Origin of the sequence: Donghicola tyrosinivorans, from assembly GCF_003003355.1 — a bacterium.
GTDB classification, from domain to species: Bacteria; Pseudomonadota; Alphaproteobacteria; order Rhodobacterales; family Rhodobacteraceae; genus Donghicola; species Donghicola tyrosinivorans.
In genome coordinates this window covers 51,452-70,134 of the sequence record NZ_PVTQ01000014.1, presented here as the reverse complement: position 1 = coordinate 70,134, position 18,683 = coordinate 51,452, and the positions used below count along the sequence as shown (strand labels likewise).

The window sequence follows — 18,683 nt, the reverse complement described above, 5'->3', positions numbered from 1 at the left end:
ACTTGCAGTAGCATCACACGGCGCCCCAACCGTCCAAGGACCGCCATGACCGCCGATACAACGCCCCGTGACGCCCTGCCTGACGACAGCGCCCTGACCTTCGAAAACACCGAAGTTGACGCCCCCCGTGCCGCCCGCCTTCTGCTGCTGGCATGCGGTGCCCTTGCACGGGAAGTTCTGGACATCATCGCCATCAACAAATGGACACACATCGATCTGATGTGCCTGCCCGCAATCCTGCACAACAGCCCCGAAAAAATCCCCGATGCTGTGGCCGAAAAGGTGATCGCCCACCGAAACGATTACGACAAAATCTTCGTCCTTTATGCCGATTGCGGTACCGGCGGCCTGCTGCAAGCCCGCTGCAAAGACCTCGGCGTTCAGATGCTCGATGGCCCTCATTGCTATAGTTTCTTCGAAGGAAACACCGCCTTCGCGGCCAATGACGAAATCTCGGCCTTCTACCTGACCGACTTCCTCGTCCGCCAGTTCGATGCATTCGTCATCAAACCGCTCGGCCTCGACCGCCATCCACAACTCAGGGATATGTACTTCGGCCATTACACCAAACTGGTCTACCAAGCCCAAACCGAAGATCCCGCTCTCACGGAAAAAGCCCGCGCCTGCGCCGACCGCCTCGGCCTCGCGTTCGAGCGCCGAGTGACCGGATACGGCGATCTACAGCGCAGCCTTGAACAGGTTGCGCCGCACATCTGATTTCATCTTGGTCAAAATACCTAACGGCGCGACCGCCGCCAAAAGCGCCTCTTAGGCCGCAGCGCGCGCGTGTTCCCCAAGGCGTTGGATCATCGCTTTCAATCCGTTCGATCGCTGGGACGACAGGTTCTCTTCCAGCCCCAAACGCGCCAACTCGGCCCGCGCATCCACTTTCGCAGCCTCGGCCGGCGTCAGACCCGCATAAAGCTTGTGCAGAACTGCGATCAGGCCGCGCACGATGATTGCATCACTGTCGCCGGTGAAATCGAACCGCTCGGCGCTCACCTCGGGATGCAACCACACCTGAGAGGCGCAGCCCTCAACTTTGGTGGCGGGAACCTTCAACGCCTCGTCCATCGACGGCATAGCTTTGCCAAGCTCGATCACCATCCGGTAGCGGTCTTCCCAATCGTCCAGAAACTCGAAATCCTCGACAATCTCTTCGAATGCAGCGCTGGCCATGATTTCTCCTTGCAGAACGTCTTCCTGAATTAAGTCGCTGACCGTCAAAGGTCCAGTGCGCAAAGGCTTTTCAAGGACAGTCAGTTAGGATAGCCCTTATTCCGTAATCCGAAGACGAGGTTTCTCCATGATCCGAACCCTGCCCGCCGCCCTTTGCTGCCTGCTTGTCGTGTCCGGCTGCGCCACTGTGCGTGATTCCTCGTTCAACCCGCTGAACTGGTGGGGCGGTAAAGAGGCCCGCGCCGCCGACGTCACCGCTGATGGCGCTCCGATGCAGCGGGTGATGCTGGATGATCAGACCGAGGGCCTGCGCATTGCCGCATTGGCGTCCATCGACACCGACCAAATCCCCGGTGCGATCATCATCCGCGCCATGGGCGTTGCGGACCGTCAGGGCTATACCAACGCCGCACTGATCCCCGCCTTCAGCGAGGACAGCGCAACGCTGGTCTATGATTTCGTGGTCCTGCCGCCCGATTTTGCAACGACTGTCGGTCCCCAGCGCACCCGTGAAATTACTGCGGCCGTCAAAATCTCGCGCCAGTCGCTGGAAGGCGTCAAACGGATCGAAGTTCGCAGCGCCACCAACGCGTTGCAAATCCGCCGCTAACCCAAAGCCGGAAGTGCAAAAAGGGGCGACTAGCGCCCCTTCTTTCCACCTCAACTACTCTATCAAGTCAGAGGTCGAAGATTTTGATTTTACTGCCTTTTGCGGCCAATCCGATTTCACCATCACACAGGCGTAGCGCGTCATTGCCGAAGACTTCCTTGCGCCAGCCTTTCAGGGCCACCACGTCCCGCTGACCGGCGGCAATCGCATCCAGATCCTGCGCCGAGGCGATCAGCTTTTGCGCCACATCGAACTCTTCGGTTTTGGCCTTCAGCAGTACGCGCAGCAGATCGGCCAGAGCCGGATTGACCTGCAATTTCTCACGCGGATCTTCGACTTTGGGCAGGTTCTCCTGCGCACAATCCACACCAGCCTTCACCGCCGCAAGAATACCGTCAGCGATCTCGCCCTTGCGGGCTTCGCGCAGCAACAGGCGCGAGCGCCCCAGATCCTGCATGTTTGCGGGCTTGGTCGAGGCCAGTTCCAGAATCGCATCGTCTTTCATGACACGGCTGCGCGGAACGTCGTTGCTTTGCGCGTAGAATTCACGGAAGCGCGCCAGTTCACGCACCACAGCCAAGAACCGGCCAGAGTTGGTGCGGGTCTTGATCCGCAGCCACGCGTCTTCGGGGTGAACCTGATAGGTTTCAGGCGCGGTCAGGGTTTTCAGCTCTTCCGACACCCATTTAGCGCGACCGGTTTTACGCAGACGCTCGGCCAGATATTCGTAGATATCGCGCAGATGGGTCACATCGGCCAAAGCGTAGGTCTTTTGCGCATCGCTCAAAGGGCGGCGCGACCAGTCGGTGAAACGCGAGGTCTTATCCAGTGATTTCTTGGGGATTTTGCGAACCAAGGTCTCATATCCCACCTGCTCGCCAAAGCCGCAGACCATCGCGGCAACCTGTGTGTCGAACATCGGGCTGGGGATGATCCCCTTGTCCACGTAGAAGATTTCCAGATCTTGACGGGCTGCGTGGAAGACCTTTACGACCGCTTCATTCTGGAACAGCTCATACAGCGGAGCCAGATCCAGCGTGTTGACCAGCGGATCAACCAGAACCGCGTCCTCGCCAAAATCGCCGCGATAGGCCAGCTGGACCAGACACAGCTTCGAGTAATAGGTCCGCTCGCGCAGAAACTCGGTGTCAACAGTCACATAATCGCATTTTGCGGCCTCAGCGCAGAAGGCTGCCAGTTCTTCGGTCGTGGTAAGGGTCTTCATCAACAGGTCTTTTTTCTAGATTTCCGTCAGCCTAGACACCTGCCCCCATGTTTGAAAGGCAGAAATCAGGCGGGAAACGAGTTTTCAACGAAACGCCGGAAGACCGCCGGATAAAGGGCGTGTTCCGCTTTAAGCACACGAGAGGCCAGATCATCCGCGCTATCCCCATCAAGGATCGGCACGCGGGTCTGGCCAAGGATCGGGCCATCATCCAAAGCAGGCGTCACCATATGGACGGTCACGCCGCCACAGGAATCCCCTGCATCGATTGCCCGTTGATGGGTGTGCAGGCCCTTATATTTAGGCAACAGCGACGGGTGGATGTTCAGCATCCGCCCCTGCCATTTCTGCACGAAACCGGGGTTCAGAACCCGCATAAAGCCCGCCAGACAGACCACATCGGGCTTTGCGCCCATCAGGACCTCATGCAGACGCGCCTCAAAGGCATCGCGGTCGGCGAAGTCCTTGTGGTCCACCACAGCGGTTTCGATCCCCATGTCGCGGGCCTTCAAAAGCCCACCCGCATCCGGCCGGTTCGAGACGACCAGAACCGGACGGGCCGGATGATCGCCGGTCATCGACTCGGCCAGACGCACCATGTTCGATCCGCCACCCGAGATAAGAATGGCGGTACGGATCACGACAGCTTGCCTTTGTAGCTGACGCCTTCACCCTTCACGACAGTACCGAGGGTGTAAACGGTTTCGCCTTCGCCGCGCAGCAGCTCGGCCAGTGCTTCGGCGCGGTCAGCAGAGACAGCCAGAACCATGCCAACGCCGCAGTTGAAGGTCTTCAGCATCTCGGGCTCCACGATACCGGCAACGCCCTGCATCCAAGCAAAGACAGCGGGCAGTTCCCATGCGTCCAGATCAATCTCGGCGCCAAGGCCCTCGGGCAGAACGCGGGGCAGGTTTTCGGTCAGGCCGCCACCCGTGATGTGGGCCAGCGCGTGAACGCCGCCAGCGCGAACCGCTGCCAGACACTGTTTGACGTAAAGACGGGTCGGCGCCAGCAGCGCCTCGCCCACGGACGCATCAGCGAAGGGTGCTTTGTCGGCCCAAGTCAGACCAGCGTGATCCACAACGCGGCGCACCAGCGAATAACCGTTCGAGTGCACCCCGTTCGAGGCCAGACCCAGCAGTACGTCACCTTCGACAACACCTGCGGGCAAGTCTTCGCCGCGTTCCATCGCGCCAACTGCAAAACCGGCCAGATCGAAATCGCCGTCATGATACATGCCCGGCATCTCCGCAGTCTCGCCGCCGATCAAAGCCGCGCCCGACAGACGGCAGCCTTCGGCGATGCCTTCGATGATGGTGGCCGCATCGTCCAGATCCAGCTTGCCGGTGGCAAAGTAATCCAGGAACAGCAGCGGCTCGGCGCCCTGACAGACCAGATCGTTCACACACATGGCGACCAGATCGATGCCGATGGTGCTGAAGTGACCTGTGTCAATCGCGATGCGAAGCTTGGTACCAACGCCATCGGTGGCCGACACCAGAATGGGATCATTGTAGCCTGCAGCTTTCAGATCGAACAACGCGCCGAAACCACCCAAACCCGACATAACGCCCGACCGTTTGGTCTTTGCCGCAGCCGGTTTGATGCGATCCACCAGCGCGTTGCCAGCATCGATGTTCACGCCAGCTTCGGCGTAGGTCAGCCCGTTCTTGTTCTCGGTCATGTCGGTCCCCTGAAAACGTGTTGCTGAGGCGATACAGAAATGCGCTGCCAAGGGCAATGCCCCGCGGAAAACTGCCAGCCACCGAAGTGTGACTTGGAAAGGCTTTCTGCAAACGCAAAGACTCGCAAAAGGCGACTCATGCCCGTTTAGCTCTCCCCAAGGAGGAAGACCTATGGCCCAAATCAAATTTTTCCCCGCATCCAGCGGAACCAGCACCTACAGCAAGTTCCAGAATTACGCGCTGACATCGATCTCTCAGACTGCAATCACAGGCACCGTCCTGAGCAGCGCACTTGGCACCACGCCCTACCGGTTCGAGGCCACTGTCGCGGACGGCACCGCCTATGACATTGCCTTCGGTACCAACGCAGGCAGCCAATCCCTGTCCTCCGGCACCATCACCACAATCACCTGGTACACCGACGACGGCGCCGTCGCGATGCGCGCCAGCAACCTCAATTTCAGCGCCGCCACCTTTGCCTCGAAAATGCTAACCGATGGCGGAAACCTTTTGTGGGAGATGATCACCGACCGGAACCTGAACTATTTCGGCTCTGCGCAGGCCGATCTGATCTACACAGGCACCGGCAATGACGTGGTCAAAGCTCTGGCCGGTCAGGATTACATCATGGATATGGGTGGCTCTGACACCTACATCGGGGGCGCAGGTGTGGATGTGGTGGATTATTCCCAATCCTTCTGGCGTCCGTGGCTGGGAAATCGCGGCATTGTGGTGGATCTGCGGGCAGGCACCGGAACCGGCCCTGATGGCAATACAGACACCTTCAACGGGATCGAGCAGATCACCGGCACCTATAAGAACGATGTGATGCGCGGCAACGCGGCGGACAACGTCTTTACCGGCTTTGCAGGAAATGACGTATTCAACGGGCGCGGCGGCCGGGATTACGTGCGCTATGACGATGATGACGATTACGGCGGATACAGCGCCATCGTCGCCCGACTGGATCAGGGCTTTGTCACCGACGGCTTTGGCAACCGCGACCGCGTTGTTTCGATCGAGGGTGTCTATGGCACCGCAGGCGCTGACCGGTTCTTCGATGACGCCAATGACAACTATTTCCGCGGCAACGCGGGCGATGACACCTTCCTGCTGCGTCGGGGCAATGACTATGTCTCGGGCGGCACCGGCGCGGACACATTTGTTTTTGCGGGCGCGGACTTTGACCACAACGCTATCTCTGATTTCGAAGTGGGTATCGACCATATCAAGATTAGCGCCGCCACCAAATATGCGGACCTGACGATCAACCAGAACACCGCTGGCAACGCGATTGTTGTCTATGATTCCAGCTCAGTCGAGCTTCTGGGGGTCGCCAAGGCTGATCTGAGCGCAGACGATTTCCTGTTTGCGTGATTTCTGCGGGCGGGCGCGGGGCTTATTCCCCTGCCCGCCTCTCTAACTTTGCAACTTGAAGCAGCGACGGCCCCTTGACGCGATACCCCGCGCAATTTAGCAAAGCGCCCATGGGGGGCCTGTAGCTCAACGGTTAGAGCAGAGCGCTCATAACGCTTTGGTTGCGGGTTCAAATCCTGCCGGGCCTACCATTTTCCAAAACCTCTCCGATCTACTGCATTTGCGCCTATCAAGGCAGCAAGCCGCTGACAATTCTGTGGAAATCCACCCGCAGCGCCCGATTGCAGTAGGATTGTCATCTTGGTGTGGGACAGTTTTCAAAAGCACCGCAGACACAAGGGGATCGCCTATGTTGCAGGGAAAGAAAGCGCTAATTGTCGGGATCGCCAACGACCATTCCATCGCCTACGGAATTGCCAAAGCGATGCATGCAGCGGGGGCCGATCTGGCGCTGACCTCTCTGAACGCCAAGGCCCTGCCCTATGTTCAGGCGCTGGCAACCGAACTGGATGCTGACATTCTGGCTCCGCTGGACGTGGAAAACCCCGCCGAACAGGACGCGTTATTTCAGGAAATCCACAAAAAATGGGGCAAGCTGGATATTCTAGTCCACTCCATCGCATTCTGCCCCAAAGACGATCTTTATGGCCGCGTGGTAGACACCAGCGCCGATGGGGTCGCGCTGGCGATGGATGTTTCGGTCCATTCTTTCTTGCGCCTGATCAAAGCGTCAGAGCCGCTAATGTGTGATGGAGGGGCATGTATGACGGTCAGCTACCTAGGAGCCGACAAGGTGGTCGAGAACTACAACATCATGGGCCCAGTCAAAGCCGCGCTGCAATCGGTGACCCGCTATGCGGCGGTTGAGCTTGGCCCCAAGGGGATCAGCGTGAACGCCCTGTCACCGGGGCCGATCTCGACCCGTGCGGCCAATGGTTTGCCGGAATTCGACAGCCTGATGAAGAAGGCGCAAGACGCGACGCCGACGGGCCGCCTGACCACAATTGACGAGACTGGCGCATTCGCGGCCTTTCTGGCCAGCGATGCGGCGCGCAACATCACCGGCGGCGTGCATATGCTGGACGGCGGCTATTCCTTGCGCTCATAACCCTTCCGAACAACGCAGAACAACCTCATGAAATTGCTTGAAAACATCCCCTATGACGACCTAACCGCTGGACAAGAGGCCAGCACCGAACGGCTGTGTCTGGCGGATGACCTATTCGTCTTTGCCAACGCCTCTGGCAACCTTAATCCGTTGCACTTGCCCCATGAAGACGGCGATCAGGATGGGCTGCCTGAGGCACAGGCCCCCTCGGCTTGGGTGGGTGCGTTGATCTCGTCCGTGCTGGGGAACCTGCTGCCCGGCCCAGGAACAATCTACGAAAGCCAGACACTGCATTGGACTGGCCTTGCCCATGCGGGCGATACGCTAGTTGCCCGGGTGCATCTGCTAGAAAAACTGCCTGACCGCCGCGTGCGCCTGCGCACCACGGTCTCGCAAAAGGGCGGCGCGCAAATCCTGCACGGCGAGGCTGTGGTCATCGCGCCAGAGCGCAAGATGACCTTCAACATCGATGACCTGCCCACCCTGCGCGTCCAGCGTCATGTGCATTTTGATCGCATCCTGCATCAGGCCGAGCCCCTGCCCGCCATCCCGACTGCCGTGGTCTGCCCCGAAGAGCCCAACAGCCTTGGCGGCGCTTTGCTGGCCCATGAGCACACGATCATTCGGCCGATTCTGATCGGAGACCGCAGCAAGATTGCTGCCGCCGCTGCCGAGATCGGCGCGGATATCTCACAGCATGAGGTGCTGCACACTGCCAGCCATCAAGAGGCCGCTGAACTGGCCTGCCAGTTGGTTCATGAAGGCCGCGCCCAAGCCCTGATGAAAGGGCATTTGCACACGGATGTTCTTCTGAGTGCTGTTCTGCGCAAGGACACTGGCCTGCGCATCGGGCGACGCCTCAGCCATATCTTCGTGATGGATGTGCCTGGTCTGGACCATTTGCTGATGGTGTCGGACGCGGCCATCAACATCGCGCCTGATCTGGAAACCAAAGTGGACATCATCCAGAACGCTATTGATCTGGCGATTGCGCTTGGCACGGTGCAGCCCAAGGTCGGCGTGCTGTCTGCCGTCGAGACTGTGACCCCCAAAATCCCCTCGACCCTTGATGCGGCGGTGCTGTCCAAGATGGCAGATCGCGGCCAGATTCGCGGCGGGATCGTGGATGGACCACTGGCGATGGACAACGCCATCGATATCGAGGCCGCCCGCACCAAGGGCATCAAATCCGCCGTAGCCGGTCATGCCGATATCCTGATCGCCCCCAATATGGAGGCGGGCAACATGCTGGCCAAAGAACTGACCTTTGTGGCGGGTGCCGAGGCTGGCGGGATTGTTCTGGGGGCCAAATGCCCGATCATCCTGACCTCTCGGTCCGATGATGAAAAGGCGCGGCTGGCGTCCTGTGCAATTGCGGCCCTGTTTGCGAAAAGCGGTGTAAAATGAGCATCTTGATGACCCTGAATGCGGGGTCCAGTTCGATTAAGTTTGCCGTCTATCCCGTAAACGGCGACCACCCCATCGCCCACGGCCAGCTAGAGAAGATCGGCAGCGATGATGCGCAACTGACGCTGCATGGAGGCAATCATTCAGAAACCCGCAGCGAAGGGTCGTTGGATCACACCACCGGTTTGCGCCGAATTCTGTCGGCGCTTGATGGCCTGACCCAAGGGGCTGCGATTGCCGCTGTCGGACACAGGATTGTTCACGGCGGACCGGATATCGATGCGCCGAAAATTCTGGACAGCGCCTTGCTGGACAAGCTGGCCGAATACGCGCCGCTGGCCCCCTTGCATCAACCGCATAATCTGGCTGCCGTTCATGCGGCGATTGCAGCCTTTCCCGAAGCGCTGCAAGTGGGGTGTTTTGACACTGCGTTCCACCGCCACCATCCGTGGGTCAATGACACCTTTGCCCTGCCCCGCAGCTACTATGATCAAGGGGTCCGCCGCTACGGATTTCATGGTCTGAGCTATGACTACATCATCCACCGCCTTGCCCAGATCGACAGCCATGCCGCCCACGGAAAAACCGTTGTGGCCCACTTGGGCAACGGCGCGTCCATGTGCGCGATCCGCGACGGGCGGTCTATCGGCTCGACCATGGGGTTCTCAGCCTTGGACGGGCTGCCGATGGGCACCCGCAGCGGGCAAATTGATCCGGGCGTGCTGCTGTATCTGATGGAAAGCCACGGGATGGACGCCGCCGACCTGACCGATCTACTTTACAAGAAAAGCGGACTTCTAGGGCTGTCAGGCTTGTCAAACGACATGCGCACCTTGGAAACGGCTGGCACCGATGAAGCCGAACAGGCCATCGCCTATTTCACTTTCCGCATCCGGCGAGAGCTTGGCGCGATGGCGGCCATCTTGGGCGGCTTGGACTCGTTGGTCTTTTGCGGCGGCATTGGCGAGCATTCGGCCCGCATCCGCGCCGAGGTTTGCACAGGCATGGAGTGGCTGGGGATCGCGCTGGACGCTGCGGCGAATGAGGCAGCCGCAGACATCATCTCTAACGGCACCACCACAGTTCGTGTCATCCCGACCGATGAGGAGGCGATCATAGCCAAAGCCGTCCGCGGTTTTCTGGCGGTTTAACGGGGCAACACAAGATCGGCCAGCAGCCCGCCCATATCCGGGCTCTGGTCCAGCCGCAGCGAGCCTCCATGGGCACGGGCAATATCCGTGACAATGGCCAGCCCCAGCCCAAGGCCCATGCCTTTGTTCTGGTTACGCGAAGGGTCCAGACGGGCAAAGGGTTTGATTGCTTCGGCCCGTTTGGCGTTGGGAATGCCGGGTCCGTCATCCTCGACCCGGAACCGGACCGAGCGTTCCCCGATCCAGCAGCTAACCTGCGCCGTACTGCCATAGCGCACCGCATTCCCGACCAGGTTTTCCAGGGCCCGCCGGATCGCCACGGGGCGCAGGGTAACAACACCCTCGCCCTCAATGCCCAGAAGAGAGACATTCTTGCCTTCACGCTGAAAGTCAGAAACCAGCTGCGCAACCAGCTGACCGGGATCAACGGACTCGGCCTCGCCCTCGGCCTCGCCGCGGGCAAAATTCAGGAATTCATTCAGCAGGTGCTGCATATCATCGACATCACGCAGCAGATCATCACGCATGTCATCCTCGATCATCGACAGCCCCAGCTTCAGCCGCGTGAGCGGCGTGCGCAGGTCATGACTGACGCCCGATAGCATCAATGTCCGCTGATCGATCTGACGTTCGATCCGCGCGCGCATGTCCAGAAAGGCGTTGCCCGCCGCCCGAACCTCAATCGCGCCGGATGGCTTATAGGCGATGTGCTGCCCCTTGCCGAACGCCTCGGCCGCCGATGCCATCCGCTTGATCGGACGCAACTGGTTGCGCAGGAAGAAGTAAGCAATCACCGTCATCAAAAAGCCGACCGCCACGGACCACACAAGCAGCTGGTGCGGGTTCAACGCCGAGACGCGATTCCGGTCAAACCCGAAGGCGGCTACGCCATTCTCGAGCTGAAGATAGGTCGTGGCAGAGCGATCATCAGGAAGATCGACCGTCAACAAATTCGGCAAGCGGGCTTTCAGGGTTTCAATGACGACAAGACCCGAGAAGTCATAGATGCGGCGGCGACTTGGCAAGTCTTTCGCATCCGCCGAGGGCAGGAATTCGAAAGCCAGTTGGAAAGGCTCGGTCAGTTCTGCACCACGAACGCCAATCTCATCCTCGGGCAGACCACTTAGTTCGGTCGCCACATAGGCCAGATCCAGCGCCAGCCCCTTGCTAAGCTGCTGGGTCACCCCTTCAAAATGCCTTTGAATAAAAGTGACAGACACCACCAGCTGCACGGTCAGCACAGGCAGGATCAGGATCAGCGCCGCACGGCCATAAAGGCTGTTTGGCATGTAACGTTTGAGCCATAGAAACATGGCCCCTATTGCTAAACGCTTCGGAAGCGGTTGCAATGGGGCAAACCGCTCTTGCGTGAAGAAAGACTGATGACACTGCCCCCATTTCCGCCGGCCCATGGCACCCCGTTGATGCTAGAGCCGGATCTGCGTCTGGTTCTGGCGCCGAACCCCTCGCCCATGACCTATTGGGGCACGAACACCTATATTTTAGGCACGGATGCACTGGCGGTGATCGATCCCGGCCCTGACAGCGACGCCCATCTTGAGGCGTTGCTGTCCTGTCAGACCGGCGGCGCACGGATCACCCATATTCTTGTGACCCACGCCCACAAGGACCACAGCCCTCTTGCCGCCCGCCTAAGCCGCGAGACCGGCGCAGCGATTTATGCCTTTGGCCCTGCCCATGCAGGCGAAAGCGAGACAATGCAGGCCCTGCGCGCGGCCGCAGATGTCGGCGGCGGCGAAGGGATCGATCCAACCTTTCAGCCCGATCACATCTTGGCGGACGGCGAAAGTCTCCAGATCGGCGATCACCACGTCACCGCCCTTTGGACCCCCGGCCATCTGAGCAATCACATGTGCTTTGTCTCTGGCGATCGCCTGTTTTCCGGCGATCATGTGATGGAATGGGCAACCTCACTGATCTCGCCCCCCGATGGGGATCTGGCCGCCTTCATGGCATCATGCCGCCGCCTGCTAGAGCATGATCACCGCATCTATTACCCCGGCCACGGCACGCCCGTGACCGCCCCCCGCGCACGGGTCGAAACTTTGCTGGCCCACCGCCAGAAACGCGAGGGTGACATCCTAAAGCAACTGAAGACCACAGGCGGATCCGCGGCAGAACTGGCCGCACGGATTTACACTGATGTTGACCCTGCCCTATTGCCAGCAGCCAGCCGGAACGTTCTAGCCCATCTCATTGATCTTGCTCAGAAAGGCCGGGTCACGCACGCCGACCCTCTGGCCGAAGACACCGTGTTTCATGTCTCTGAAAACCCGTGAAAAATTTTTGAAAAAATCTGCCAGAACCCTCTGGACGTCCCTGTAAGCCATAGCTATACAGCCCCTCACATGTTCCGGCGTAGCTCAGCGGTAGAGCAGTTGACTGTTAATCAATTGGTCGTAGGTTCGATCCCTACCGCCGGAGCCACTTTCCTCAAGGTTCAACCTTGGCTCGTGGCGCGACATGTACAAGGTATTCCGGCGTAGCTCAGCGGTAGAGCAGTTGACTGTTAATCAATTGGTCGTAGGTTCGATCCCTACCGCCGGAGCCAACCTTGATTTTCCCTCTTTGACGCTATCCGCCCCGGTGACACGGGGCTTTTTGTTTTCCGAAAAATTCAACACAAAACCCCATATTATTTACCTAAAAGCATTAATTGCGCTTTAATCCTCCACTCACCACCGCAATAAGAAATGTGTTACATTTTGTTGCAAAACTTATTGAAATAACGCCTCAAGCACATCACGCTTAAAGTGTGCCACGTCACCCCATGCACCTCTAAGTAACATATTTTTAGGGAGATCGCCTGATGGCCCTTATCTCTACCCTCATTTAGTCGGCGAATCTTGTAAAAGATCTCGCCACCGATGTGCTGGACACCTACACAATTAAAGCCGATGCGAGCCTTGATATTTCTAACAAATCCAATACCGCATATAACTCACCAGATATAAGACTGCATATGGAACTTGGCCCGCCAGTAATTCCAGACGATGTCCAACCGGTTATCGTTTCCAATACGGAAATCACCATTCGTGACAAAGTCACGCTTTAAATAGACGCGGAAGTGAGCGGAGCATCAGCGCTTTAAGTGGATGTCGATCTACGCCGCGCGTCCACCGATCCCAGCTATGCCCCCGTTCCCGCTGCTGATGGCGGCAGTGCTGTGATCATCACCGGGACCGACGTGACTGATATTCTGATCCGTGGCGGCACCAAGCTGTTCGAACAGATCACGGACAATCAAGATGCCATCTCCGAATGCAAGCCCATTCTGTTTCCCTTCGCGGTAGAGGTTGGGCTTGGAAAAAGATCGTTGATGTTTCCGCAAGCGCTTCGGCGGCAGAAGGGACTGGCATTGACCTGAACTTTGATGCCGGTCAGGAAGACACCCCTGTCACCGATAACTTCCCCTTCATCGAAACGGGGATCGCGCTTGGGGGCAACCTACTGGACGCCGAAGCGTCACTTTCAATCGGTCAGAATGGGGGCGAATTCGTCGACCTGAACATCACGACCGAGGGGCGCGCCGCCGAAACCATCGACAAGATCGTAGGGATCGCAACAGATTTCCGGGAAAGCGACTCGCTCTGGGCCTGAGGCAACCGTTTTCAGGCGCAGGACAGGATATTTGAATGAAAAGAGGTGCCGGTTATCCCGGCACCTCCAATGATCTTAGTACGCATCGCCGTCGTACATTCCGCCGAAGGCTTCGGCTAGAAGTTCGCTGAAATCGATCTCGTCACCCGCGAACTCCGGCATCGGAGCGGCTCCCCGCGGACCAGGAACCATTTCAGCCGGCGCGTGACCCGGGCCTTCACCCCTGTCAGGCTCAAACACAAAGCGATCGCTGTCGTGGTGCGGACCGTCACCTTCACCTTCGCCTTTGGCGTCGTGACGGATCATGTGCATGACATATTTCACGACTTCACGAGCCGAAGGTTCTGCATCCCCTTCATACTCTGGCAATTCGTGCCCACCACGGCCATGACCACCATCGTCGTCACGGTCTCCGCCACGACCACGTCCACCGTCGTCATCGCGATCTCCGCCACGGCCACGATCACCTTCGTCATCGCGGTCACCACCACGGCCACCGTCGCGATCATCACCACGGCCACCATCACGATCGTCACCGCGATCACCACCACGGCCACCGTCACGATCGTCGCCGCGATCACCACCACGGCCACCATCACGATCATCGCCGCGATCACCACCACGGCCACCGTCACGATCGTCGCCGCGATCACCGCCACGGCCACCGTCACGATCGTCGCCGCGATCACCGCCACGGCCACCGTCACGATCGTCGCCGCGATCACCGCCACGGCCACCGTCACGATCGTCGCCGCGATCACCGCCACGGCCACCGTCACGATCGTCGCCGCGATCACCGCCACGGCCACCGTCACGATCGTCGCCGCGATCACCGCCACGGCCACCGTCACGATCGTCGCCGCGATCACCACCACGGCCACCGTCACGATCGTCGCCGCGATCACCGCCACGGCCGCCGTCACGATCGTCGCCGCGATCACCGCCACGGCCACCGCCACGGCCACCGTCACGATCGTCGCCTAGAAGAGATTTGAAGAAGGCCTTCAACTCATGCTGAACCTCGTGTTCCTCCTCATGAGGCAGGTCAAGGTCAAGTTTCAAAAAGGGAAATTTTTTCATTAATGATCCTCCAATACGCTTCGCATTAAATGGGAATAGACCTAGCTGACGCGCCTTTAGCGTCGCACAGTGATATTCATTACTCAACCTAAAATTGATTGATGTAAATAATCAATTCCAGCAACGAGAAATCATCAACTCAGACTACGCCCAAGTGGGTATAATCTAATTATATTTTATTTCGCAATCGCAGCAAAATTAATTAAAATGACGCAAGCCAAAAGCGGTAACCAAGATTGCAAAATGCAATCAATATGGTCTTTTCGCATAAAAAGAGCGGGCCGATTTGGCCCGCTCTCTTAATTTTCAACACGTTAGGCTGATTAGCCGATAATCGCGTTCATGGTCGCCGAGGGACGCATAACAGCCGCGGTTTTGACCGGATCGGTGTGGTAGTAACCACCCAGATCGGCGGGCTTGCCTTCAGCTGCTTGGATTTCTGCTAGAATCGCGCGTTCTTTTTCGGCCAGATCTTTCGCGATCGGGGCGAAATGCGCCGCAAGGTCTGCATCGTCCGACTGTGCTGCCAGCGCCTCGGCCCAGTAGCGGGCAAAGAAGTAATGGCTGGTGCGGTTGTCGTTCTGACCGACTTTGCGCTCGGGGCTGTTGTTGTTCAGCAGAACCTTCTGGGTCGCATCTTCAACCGCTGCACCAAAGACTGCCGCTTTCGCGTTGCCCTTGTCCGCAAGGAATTTGAAGCTTTCACCCAATGCGCAGAACTCACCCAAGCTGTCCCAACGCAGGTGGTTTTCTTCGACCAGCTGTTGGACGTGCTTGGGGGCCGAGCCGCCTGCACCGGTTTCGAACAGACCACCGCCCTGCATCAGCGAGACGATCGACAGCATCTTGGCCGAAGTACCCAGTTCCAGAATGGGGAACAGGTCGGTCAGGTAGTCGCGCAGCACGTTGCCGGTGATGGTGACAACATCTTTGCCCTGAACCATGTTCTCAAGCGAAAAGCGGGTGGCCGCTTCGGGCGCCATGATCGGGATTTCGATGCCAGCTTCTTTCAACGCAGGCTCGACATATTTGATCAGCTCTGCATCGTGAGCGCGGTTTGCGTCCAGCCAGAAAGCCGCCAGACCGGTTGCCTTAGTGCGATTGATCCCCAGTTTGATCCAGTCAAGGATCGGAGCTTTCTTCGCAGTCGCCGAACGCCAGATGTCGCCCGCCTCAACCGAATGCTCATGCAGCACATCGCCGTTGGCCAGAACGATCTGAACCTTACCATTGGCCGCCATCTCAAAAGTGGTCGGGTGGCTACCGTATTCTTCGGCTTTCTGCGCCATCAGACCAACGTTTGACACAGCACCGGCAGTGGTCACGTCCAGCTTGCCGTTTTCTTTGAAGAAATTGATGGTCTCATTGTAGACGCCAGCATAGCTGTTGTCAGGGATGCAGCATTTGGTGTCAGCCGCCTTGCCGTCAGGACCCCAGCCGATGCCGCCAGCGCGGATCACTGCGGGCATCGAGGCGTCAATGATCACGTCCGAAGGAACGTGCAGGTTGGTGATGCCCTTATCCGAGTTCACCATGTACATCGGGGGCTTCGCGTCCAGCGCCGCCTTAAGGTCAGCTTCCAGCTCTGCGTCGCCTTTGATCTTGGCTTCCAGATCGCCGATGCCGCCGTTGGGGTTGAAGCCCAGAGCCTTAACCTTATCGCCATGCTTGGCCAGGAAGTCTTCCAGATAGACCGACACGAAGTGACCGAAGATGATCGGGTCCGAAACCTTCATCATAGTCGCCTTCAAGTGAACCGAGAACAAAACGCCAGGCTCCATGCTGGCCACTTCTGCCTTGATGAATTCACGCAGGGTTTTCGCCGACAGGAAAGTCGCGTCAACAACGGTGCCTTCTTCGTATTTCAGACCGTCTTTCAGAACGGTTTCAGCGCCATCTTCTGCGAGAAACACGATCTTTGCGCCGCCAGCCTGCGCCGCGTTGATGGTGGCCGACTTTTCATTCGCGAAGAAATCGTTGCCGGGCATCGAGGCGACACAGGTTTTGCTATCTGCGGACCACTCACCCATCGAATGGGGGTTCTGCTTGGCATATTCCTTAACGGCTTTAGCCGAGCGACGGTCCGAGTTGCCTTCGCGAAGCACAGGGTTCACGGCCGAACCTTTGATGGCATCATATCGGGCCTGAATGGCCTTTTCTTCGTCGGTATTTGCCTCGGTGGGGTAGTCAGGAATGTTATAGCCCTGCCCCTGAAGTTCCTTGATCGCTGCGTTCAGCTGGGGAACCGACGCCGAAATGTTCGGCAGTTTGATTACGTTCGCGTCGGGGGTTTTCACCAGATCACCCAACGCCGCCAGATCGTCGCTGATGCGCTGTTCATCAGTCAGGTTCTCGGGGAAGGTCGCAAGGATACGGCCCGCAAGCGAGATATCACGCGTGGCCACGCTGATGTCCGCCGCCCCCGCGAACGAGCGGATGATCGGCAGCAGCGATGCGCTGGCCAGTTCGGGGGCTTCGTCGACGATGGTGTAGATGATGTCGGGGGTATCGCTATTTGCCATGTATCCGTTTCTCCGAAATATGGTCCGGTGCGCGCATGCGCCCGGGATTCGAGGATGAATCGTCCAGAGCGAACCGCACCCATCCTGCTTGCCCCACCGATTAGACTTGCGTTGCCCTCAAGTCAATGTGTGCCATTGTATACAATGGGGGTTCGCGCCCTTTTGCCGCGTCTTTCTACAAAAATTCCCAATTTCCAGACCTTCCGTAAAAGGTCATTCGAACAACGTGATGGTTCCGATCTTCGTTCGCACCGGCTGAACCTGGGCAGCGCCCATAGCTTCACGGGGAACCAGCGACACCCGCGCGGTGCCTGTGACAGGGTGAAACAAAATTCGGCGCGCTTGGGTTCCTCCAAAGTCACTTGACACGATTGGTATCCCCTCATTTTTCAAGAAGGCTGTCGTAAAGCGGACATTGTTCGCGCCAATATTGACGCCGTAGTCGAACATCCGCGCACCGCCAAAGGCCTTGGCCCGGACGTCCTGCTTTTCCACACCGGATCGAAGCAATTTATTCAATAACACCTCGATCGCGAAGGCCCCGTACCGCAGATCCACTGACCCACCACTGCCCTCCAATAGAAAGTGGTTCATACCGCCAACGCCTTTTTTTAGATCAAAAAGGCAAACCGATACGCATGAACCGAGAACGGTCGAAAACCAGTCAGCTTCATTTGCTGTATGCGCGAAGGTGCCTTGCGCGACATGGGTGACGCTTTCGCGGCGTTGTTTCAAGATGCTTTGGCCGTTGCAAGCATCGCAGGAGCGATTTGCTTCAGGGGCAATTGATGCTCTACCGCACCAAGTTCAAATGCGGCCTTTGGCATCCCGTACACCAGACTTGTATCCTCATCCTGACCGAATGTACGCGCACCGCTTTGCCGAAGTCGCAAAAGCTGGTCAGCCCCATCGCGGCCCATCCCAGTGAGGATACAAGCAGTCACTCGGCGCGCTAATGGCATTGCCGAATGAAACAAATGGTCCACCGACGGGCGATGTCCGCTAATGGGTAGCCCTGGACTTAGACGACATTTCATCCCCCGACTAATATCGAGGCCCATATGAAACTCGCCTGACGGAGCGACCACGATTTTACCGCGCTCCATTTCCATACCCTGCGTTGCTTCAAGTACCTTGGGCGCAACATTTTTATCCAACAGCTTAGCGAGTCCGGCCGAAAAACCGCTGCCAGTATGCTGGACAATAAGTGTCGGTGGGCAATCTGCCCCAAAGTCCCCCAAAAGCGTTAGCAATGCGTCAACGCCACCTGTTGAGGACCCGATCAGAAACAGGCGTCGAGATACACTAGCAGCCTCCGCCTTCGCATTTGATCGCGGCATTTCAGGAGCGCGAGACGCGCCATTCTGACGTTCAAGGGCACGTGCTAAGAATTCAGGAACCGCTTCGGCAGTAAATACTGGCCAGCCCTTCCCCATACCGCCAGAGTGCATCACCTGTCGCTCTTCCGCATGGGCTACAATCAGCCACTTGACGGACAATTGTCGAAATAGAACCTGCATGACTTCAAACTCTGGCTGCACCGCCAACCCAAACCCGACCAATGCAACGTCTGGCGGCCGATGCTCGACAGCGTGGTAGAGTGCGGTCAGATCTGCGTACAAACCTGACAGCGCAAAGCGCGGATCTGAAATCGCAAACCGCTCCAGGTAGCGACGTCGGTACCTGTCATTGTCGGCAATCATCAGCTTCATCCAAAT

Annotated in this window: 19 protein-coding genes and 3 tRNA genes; 11 read left to right on the top strand and 11 right to left on the bottom strand. The window is 58.1% G+C overall.

Translation table 11 applies throughout. The features are described 5' to 3' along the window. Positions 1 to 45: 45 nt before the first annotated feature. A complete protein-coding gene (locus tag CLV74_RS17240) occupies positions 46 to 717 on the top strand; it encodes a DUF1638 domain-containing protein (protein ID WP_106267245.1) in 672 nt (223 codons plus the stop codon). 51 nt (positions 718 to 768) lie between these two features. Here the strand turns inward: CLV74_RS17240 and CLV74_RS17235 are convergent, their stop codons facing one another. After that, positions 769 to 1,179: a SufE family protein gene (locus CLV74_RS17235; RefSeq protein WP_106267243.1), complete on the bottom strand. Its 411-nt coding sequence runs from the start codon at positions 1,177 to 1,179 to the stop codon at positions 769 to 771. Between the two features lie 127 nt (positions 1,180 to 1,306). Here CLV74_RS17235 and CLV74_RS17230 point away from each other — a divergent pair, with 127 nt between their 5' ends. Beyond that, complete coding sequence (locus tag CLV74_RS17230) at positions 1,307 to 1,789, top strand: hypothetical protein (protein ID WP_106267241.1); 483 nt, start codon at positions 1,307 to 1,309, stop codon at positions 1,787 to 1,789. 67 nt (positions 1,790 to 1,856) lie between these two features. Here CLV74_RS17230 and rnd read toward each other — a convergent pair whose 3' ends face one another. The 3 genes from rnd to purM form a co-directional block, all read right to left on the bottom strand. After that, entirely contained in the window at positions 1,857 to 3,014 is a 1,158-nt protein-coding gene (gene rnd, locus CLV74_RS17225; protein ID WP_106267238.1) for a ribonuclease D, read from the bottom strand. A gap of 65 nt (positions 3,015 to 3,079) precedes the next feature. After that, the gene (gene purN / locus CLV74_RS17220; protein WP_106267236.1) at positions 3,080 to 3,655 is read right to left on the bottom strand and encodes a phosphoribosylglycinamide formyltransferase; all 576 of its coding nucleotides are present in this window, start codon (positions 3,653 to 3,655) and stop codon (positions 3,080 to 3,082) included. Next, positions 3,652 to 4,698: a phosphoribosylformylglycinamidine cyclo-ligase gene (gene purM, locus CLV74_RS17215; RefSeq protein ID WP_106267234.1), complete on the bottom strand. Its 1,047-nt coding sequence runs from the start codon at positions 4,696 to 4,698 to the stop codon at positions 3,652 to 3,654. Before purM ends, purN begins: the two co-directional genes overlap by 4 nt. Positions 4,699 to 4,870: 172 nt before the next feature. Here purM and CLV74_RS17210 point away from each other — a divergent pair, with 172 nt between their 5' ends. The 5 genes from CLV74_RS17210 to CLV74_RS17190 all read left to right on the top strand — a co-directional run bounded on the left by CLV74_RS17210 (position 4,871) and on the right by CLV74_RS17190 (position 9,742). Next, entirely contained in the window at positions 4,871 to 6,076 is a 1,206-nt protein-coding gene (locus CLV74_RS17210) for a calcium-binding protein (protein ID WP_106267232.1), read from the top strand. A gap of 115 nt (positions 6,077 to 6,191) precedes the next feature. Beyond that, a tRNA-Ile gene (locus CLV74_RS17205) sits at positions 6,192 to 6,267 on the top strand. 158 nt (positions 6,268 to 6,425) lie between these two features. Then, positions 6,426 to 7,184: an enoyl-ACP reductase FabI gene (gene fabI, locus CLV74_RS17200; protein ID WP_106267230.1), complete on the top strand. Its 759-nt coding sequence runs from the start codon at positions 6,426 to 6,428 to the stop codon at positions 7,182 to 7,184. Between the two features lie 27 nt (positions 7,185 to 7,211). Next, entirely contained in the window at positions 7,212 to 8,591 is a 1,380-nt protein-coding gene (locus tag CLV74_RS17195) for a bifunctional enoyl-CoA hydratase/phosphate acetyltransferase (RefSeq protein ID WP_106267228.1), read from the top strand. After that, a complete protein-coding gene (locus CLV74_RS17190; protein WP_106267226.1) occupies positions 8,588 to 9,742 on the top strand; it encodes an acetate/propionate family kinase in 1,155 nt (384 codons plus the stop codon). Before CLV74_RS17195 ends, CLV74_RS17190 begins: the two co-directional genes overlap by 4 nt. Here CLV74_RS17190 and CLV74_RS17185 read toward each other — a convergent pair. Next, complete coding sequence (locus tag CLV74_RS17185; protein ID WP_106267224.1) at positions 9,739 to 11,055, bottom strand: ATP-binding protein; 1,317 nt, start codon at positions 11,053 to 11,055, stop codon at positions 9,739 to 9,741. The genes CLV74_RS17190 and CLV74_RS17185 overlap by 4 nt on opposite strands. Before the next feature lie 69 nt (positions 11,056 to 11,124). Here CLV74_RS17185 and CLV74_RS17180 point away from each other — a divergent pair, with 69 nt between their 5' ends. From CLV74_RS17180 to CLV74_RS17170, 3 genes are all read left to right on the top strand, one after another. Beyond that, positions 11,125 to 12,042 (top strand): MBL fold metallo-hydrolase, encoded by a 918-nt coding sequence (locus CLV74_RS17180; protein WP_106267222.1) that lies wholly within the window; start codon positions 11,125 to 11,127, stop codon positions 12,040 to 12,042. 73 nt (positions 12,043 to 12,115) lie between these two features. Next, positions 12,116 to 12,190 (top strand) — tRNA-Asn (locus tag CLV74_RS17175). A 49-nt stretch (positions 12,191 to 12,239) separates the two neighbouring features. Further along, positions 12,240 to 12,314 (top strand) — tRNA-Asn (locus tag CLV74_RS17170). Between the two features lie 552 nt (positions 12,315 to 12,866). Here CLV74_RS17170 and CLV74_RS22890 read toward each other — a convergent pair. Beyond that, complete coding sequence (locus tag CLV74_RS22890) at positions 12,867 to 13,010, bottom strand: hypothetical protein (protein ID WP_170108091.1); 144 nt, start codon at positions 13,008 to 13,010, stop codon at positions 12,867 to 12,869. A 14-nt stretch (positions 13,011 to 13,024) separates the two neighbouring features. Here CLV74_RS22890 and CLV74_RS17165 point away from each other — a divergent pair, with 14 nt between their 5' ends. Continuing rightward, on the top strand, positions 13,025 to 13,363 hold the full coding sequence (locus CLV74_RS17165) for a hypothetical protein (protein WP_106267220.1): 339 nt from the start codon (positions 13,025 to 13,027) through the stop codon (positions 13,361 to 13,363). Between the two features lie 75 nt (positions 13,364 to 13,438). On the opposite strand, the gene CLV74_RS17160 is transcribed toward CLV74_RS17165, so the two are convergent. The 5 genes from CLV74_RS17160 to CLV74_RS17140 form a co-directional block, all read right to left on the bottom strand. Further along, entirely contained in the window at positions 13,439 to 13,675 is a 237-nt protein-coding gene (locus tag CLV74_RS17160) for a hypothetical protein (RefSeq protein ID WP_146134976.1), read from the bottom strand. An 8-nt stretch (positions 13,676 to 13,683) separates the two neighbouring features. Further along, entirely contained in the window at positions 13,684 to 14,334 is a 651-nt protein-coding gene (locus tag CLV74_RS17155) for a hypothetical protein (protein ID WP_106267215.1), read from the bottom strand. Between the two features lie 432 nt (positions 14,335 to 14,766). After that, positions 14,767 to 16,965: an NADP-dependent isocitrate dehydrogenase gene (locus CLV74_RS17150; RefSeq protein WP_106267213.1), complete on the bottom strand. Its 2,199-nt coding sequence runs from the start codon at positions 16,963 to 16,965 to the stop codon at positions 14,767 to 14,769. A gap of 213 nt (positions 16,966 to 17,178) precedes the next feature. After that, positions 17,179 to 17,700, bottom strand: coding sequence for a chemotaxis protein CheD (locus CLV74_RS17145; RefSeq protein ID WP_146134975.1), 522 nt, complete (start codon positions 17,698 to 17,700; stop codon positions 17,179 to 17,181). Further along, on the bottom strand, positions 17,697 to 18,677 hold the full coding sequence (locus tag CLV74_RS17140) for a CheB methylesterase domain-containing protein (RefSeq protein ID WP_106267209.1): 981 nt from the start codon (positions 18,675 to 18,677) through the stop codon (positions 17,697 to 17,699). Before CLV74_RS17140 ends, CLV74_RS17145 begins: the two co-directional genes overlap by 4 nt. Positions 18,678 to 18,683: the final 6 nt, after the last annotated feature.

Coding starts and splice junctions, on each gene's coding strand:
- CLV74_RS17210 (WP_106267232.1), top strand. CDS start 4,871: ATGGCCCAAATCAAATTTTTCCCCGCATCCAGCGGAACCAGCACCTAC.
- fabI (WP_106267230.1), top strand. CDS start 6,426: ATGTTGCAGGGAAAGAAAGCGCTAATTGTCGGGATCGCCAACGACCAT.
- CLV74_RS17180 (WP_106267222.1), top strand. CDS start 11,125: ATGACACTGCCCCCATTTCCGCCGGCCCATGGCACCCCGTTGATGCTA.
- purM (WP_106267234.1), bottom strand. CDS start 4,698: ATGACCGAGAACAAGAACGGGCTGACCTACGCCGAAGCTGGCGTGAAC.
- CLV74_RS17160 (WP_146134976.1), bottom strand. CDS start 13,675: ATGCACATGATCCGTCACGACGCCAAAGGCGAAGGTGAAGGTGACGGT.
- CLV74_RS17240 (WP_106267245.1), top strand. CDS start 46: ATGACCGCCGATACAACGCCCCGTGACGCCCTGCCTGACGACAGCGCC.
- CLV74_RS17230 (WP_106267241.1), top strand. CDS start 1,307: ATGATCCGAACCCTGCCCGCCGCCCTTTGCTGCCTGCTTGTCGTGTCC.
- rnd (WP_106267238.1), bottom strand. CDS start 3,014: ATGAAGACCCTTACCACGACCGAAGAACTGGCAGCCTTCTGCGCTGAG.
- CLV74_RS17185 (WP_106267224.1), bottom strand. CDS start 11,055: ATGTTTCTATGGCTCAAACGTTACATGCCAAACAGCCTTTATGGCCGT.
- CLV74_RS17190 (WP_106267226.1), top strand. CDS start 8,588: ATGAGCATCTTGATGACCCTGAATGCGGGGTCCAGTTCGATTAAGTTT.
- CLV74_RS17235 (WP_106267243.1), bottom strand. CDS start 1,179: ATGGCCAGCGCTGCATTCGAAGAGATTGTCGAGGATTTCGAGTTTCTG.
- CLV74_RS17150 (WP_106267213.1), bottom strand. CDS start 16,965: ATGGCAAATAGCGATACCCCCGACATCATCTACACCATCGTCGACGAA.
- CLV74_RS17165 (WP_106267220.1), top strand. CDS start 13,025: ATGCAAGCCCATTCTGTTTCCCTTCGCGGTAGAGGTTGGGCTTGGAAA.
- CLV74_RS17140 (WP_106267209.1), bottom strand. CDS start 18,677: ATGAAGCTGATGATTGCCGACAATGACAGGTACCGACGTCGCTACCTG.
- CLV74_RS17195 (WP_106267228.1), top strand. CDS start 7,212: ATGAAATTGCTTGAAAACATCCCCTATGACGACCTAACCGCTGGACAA.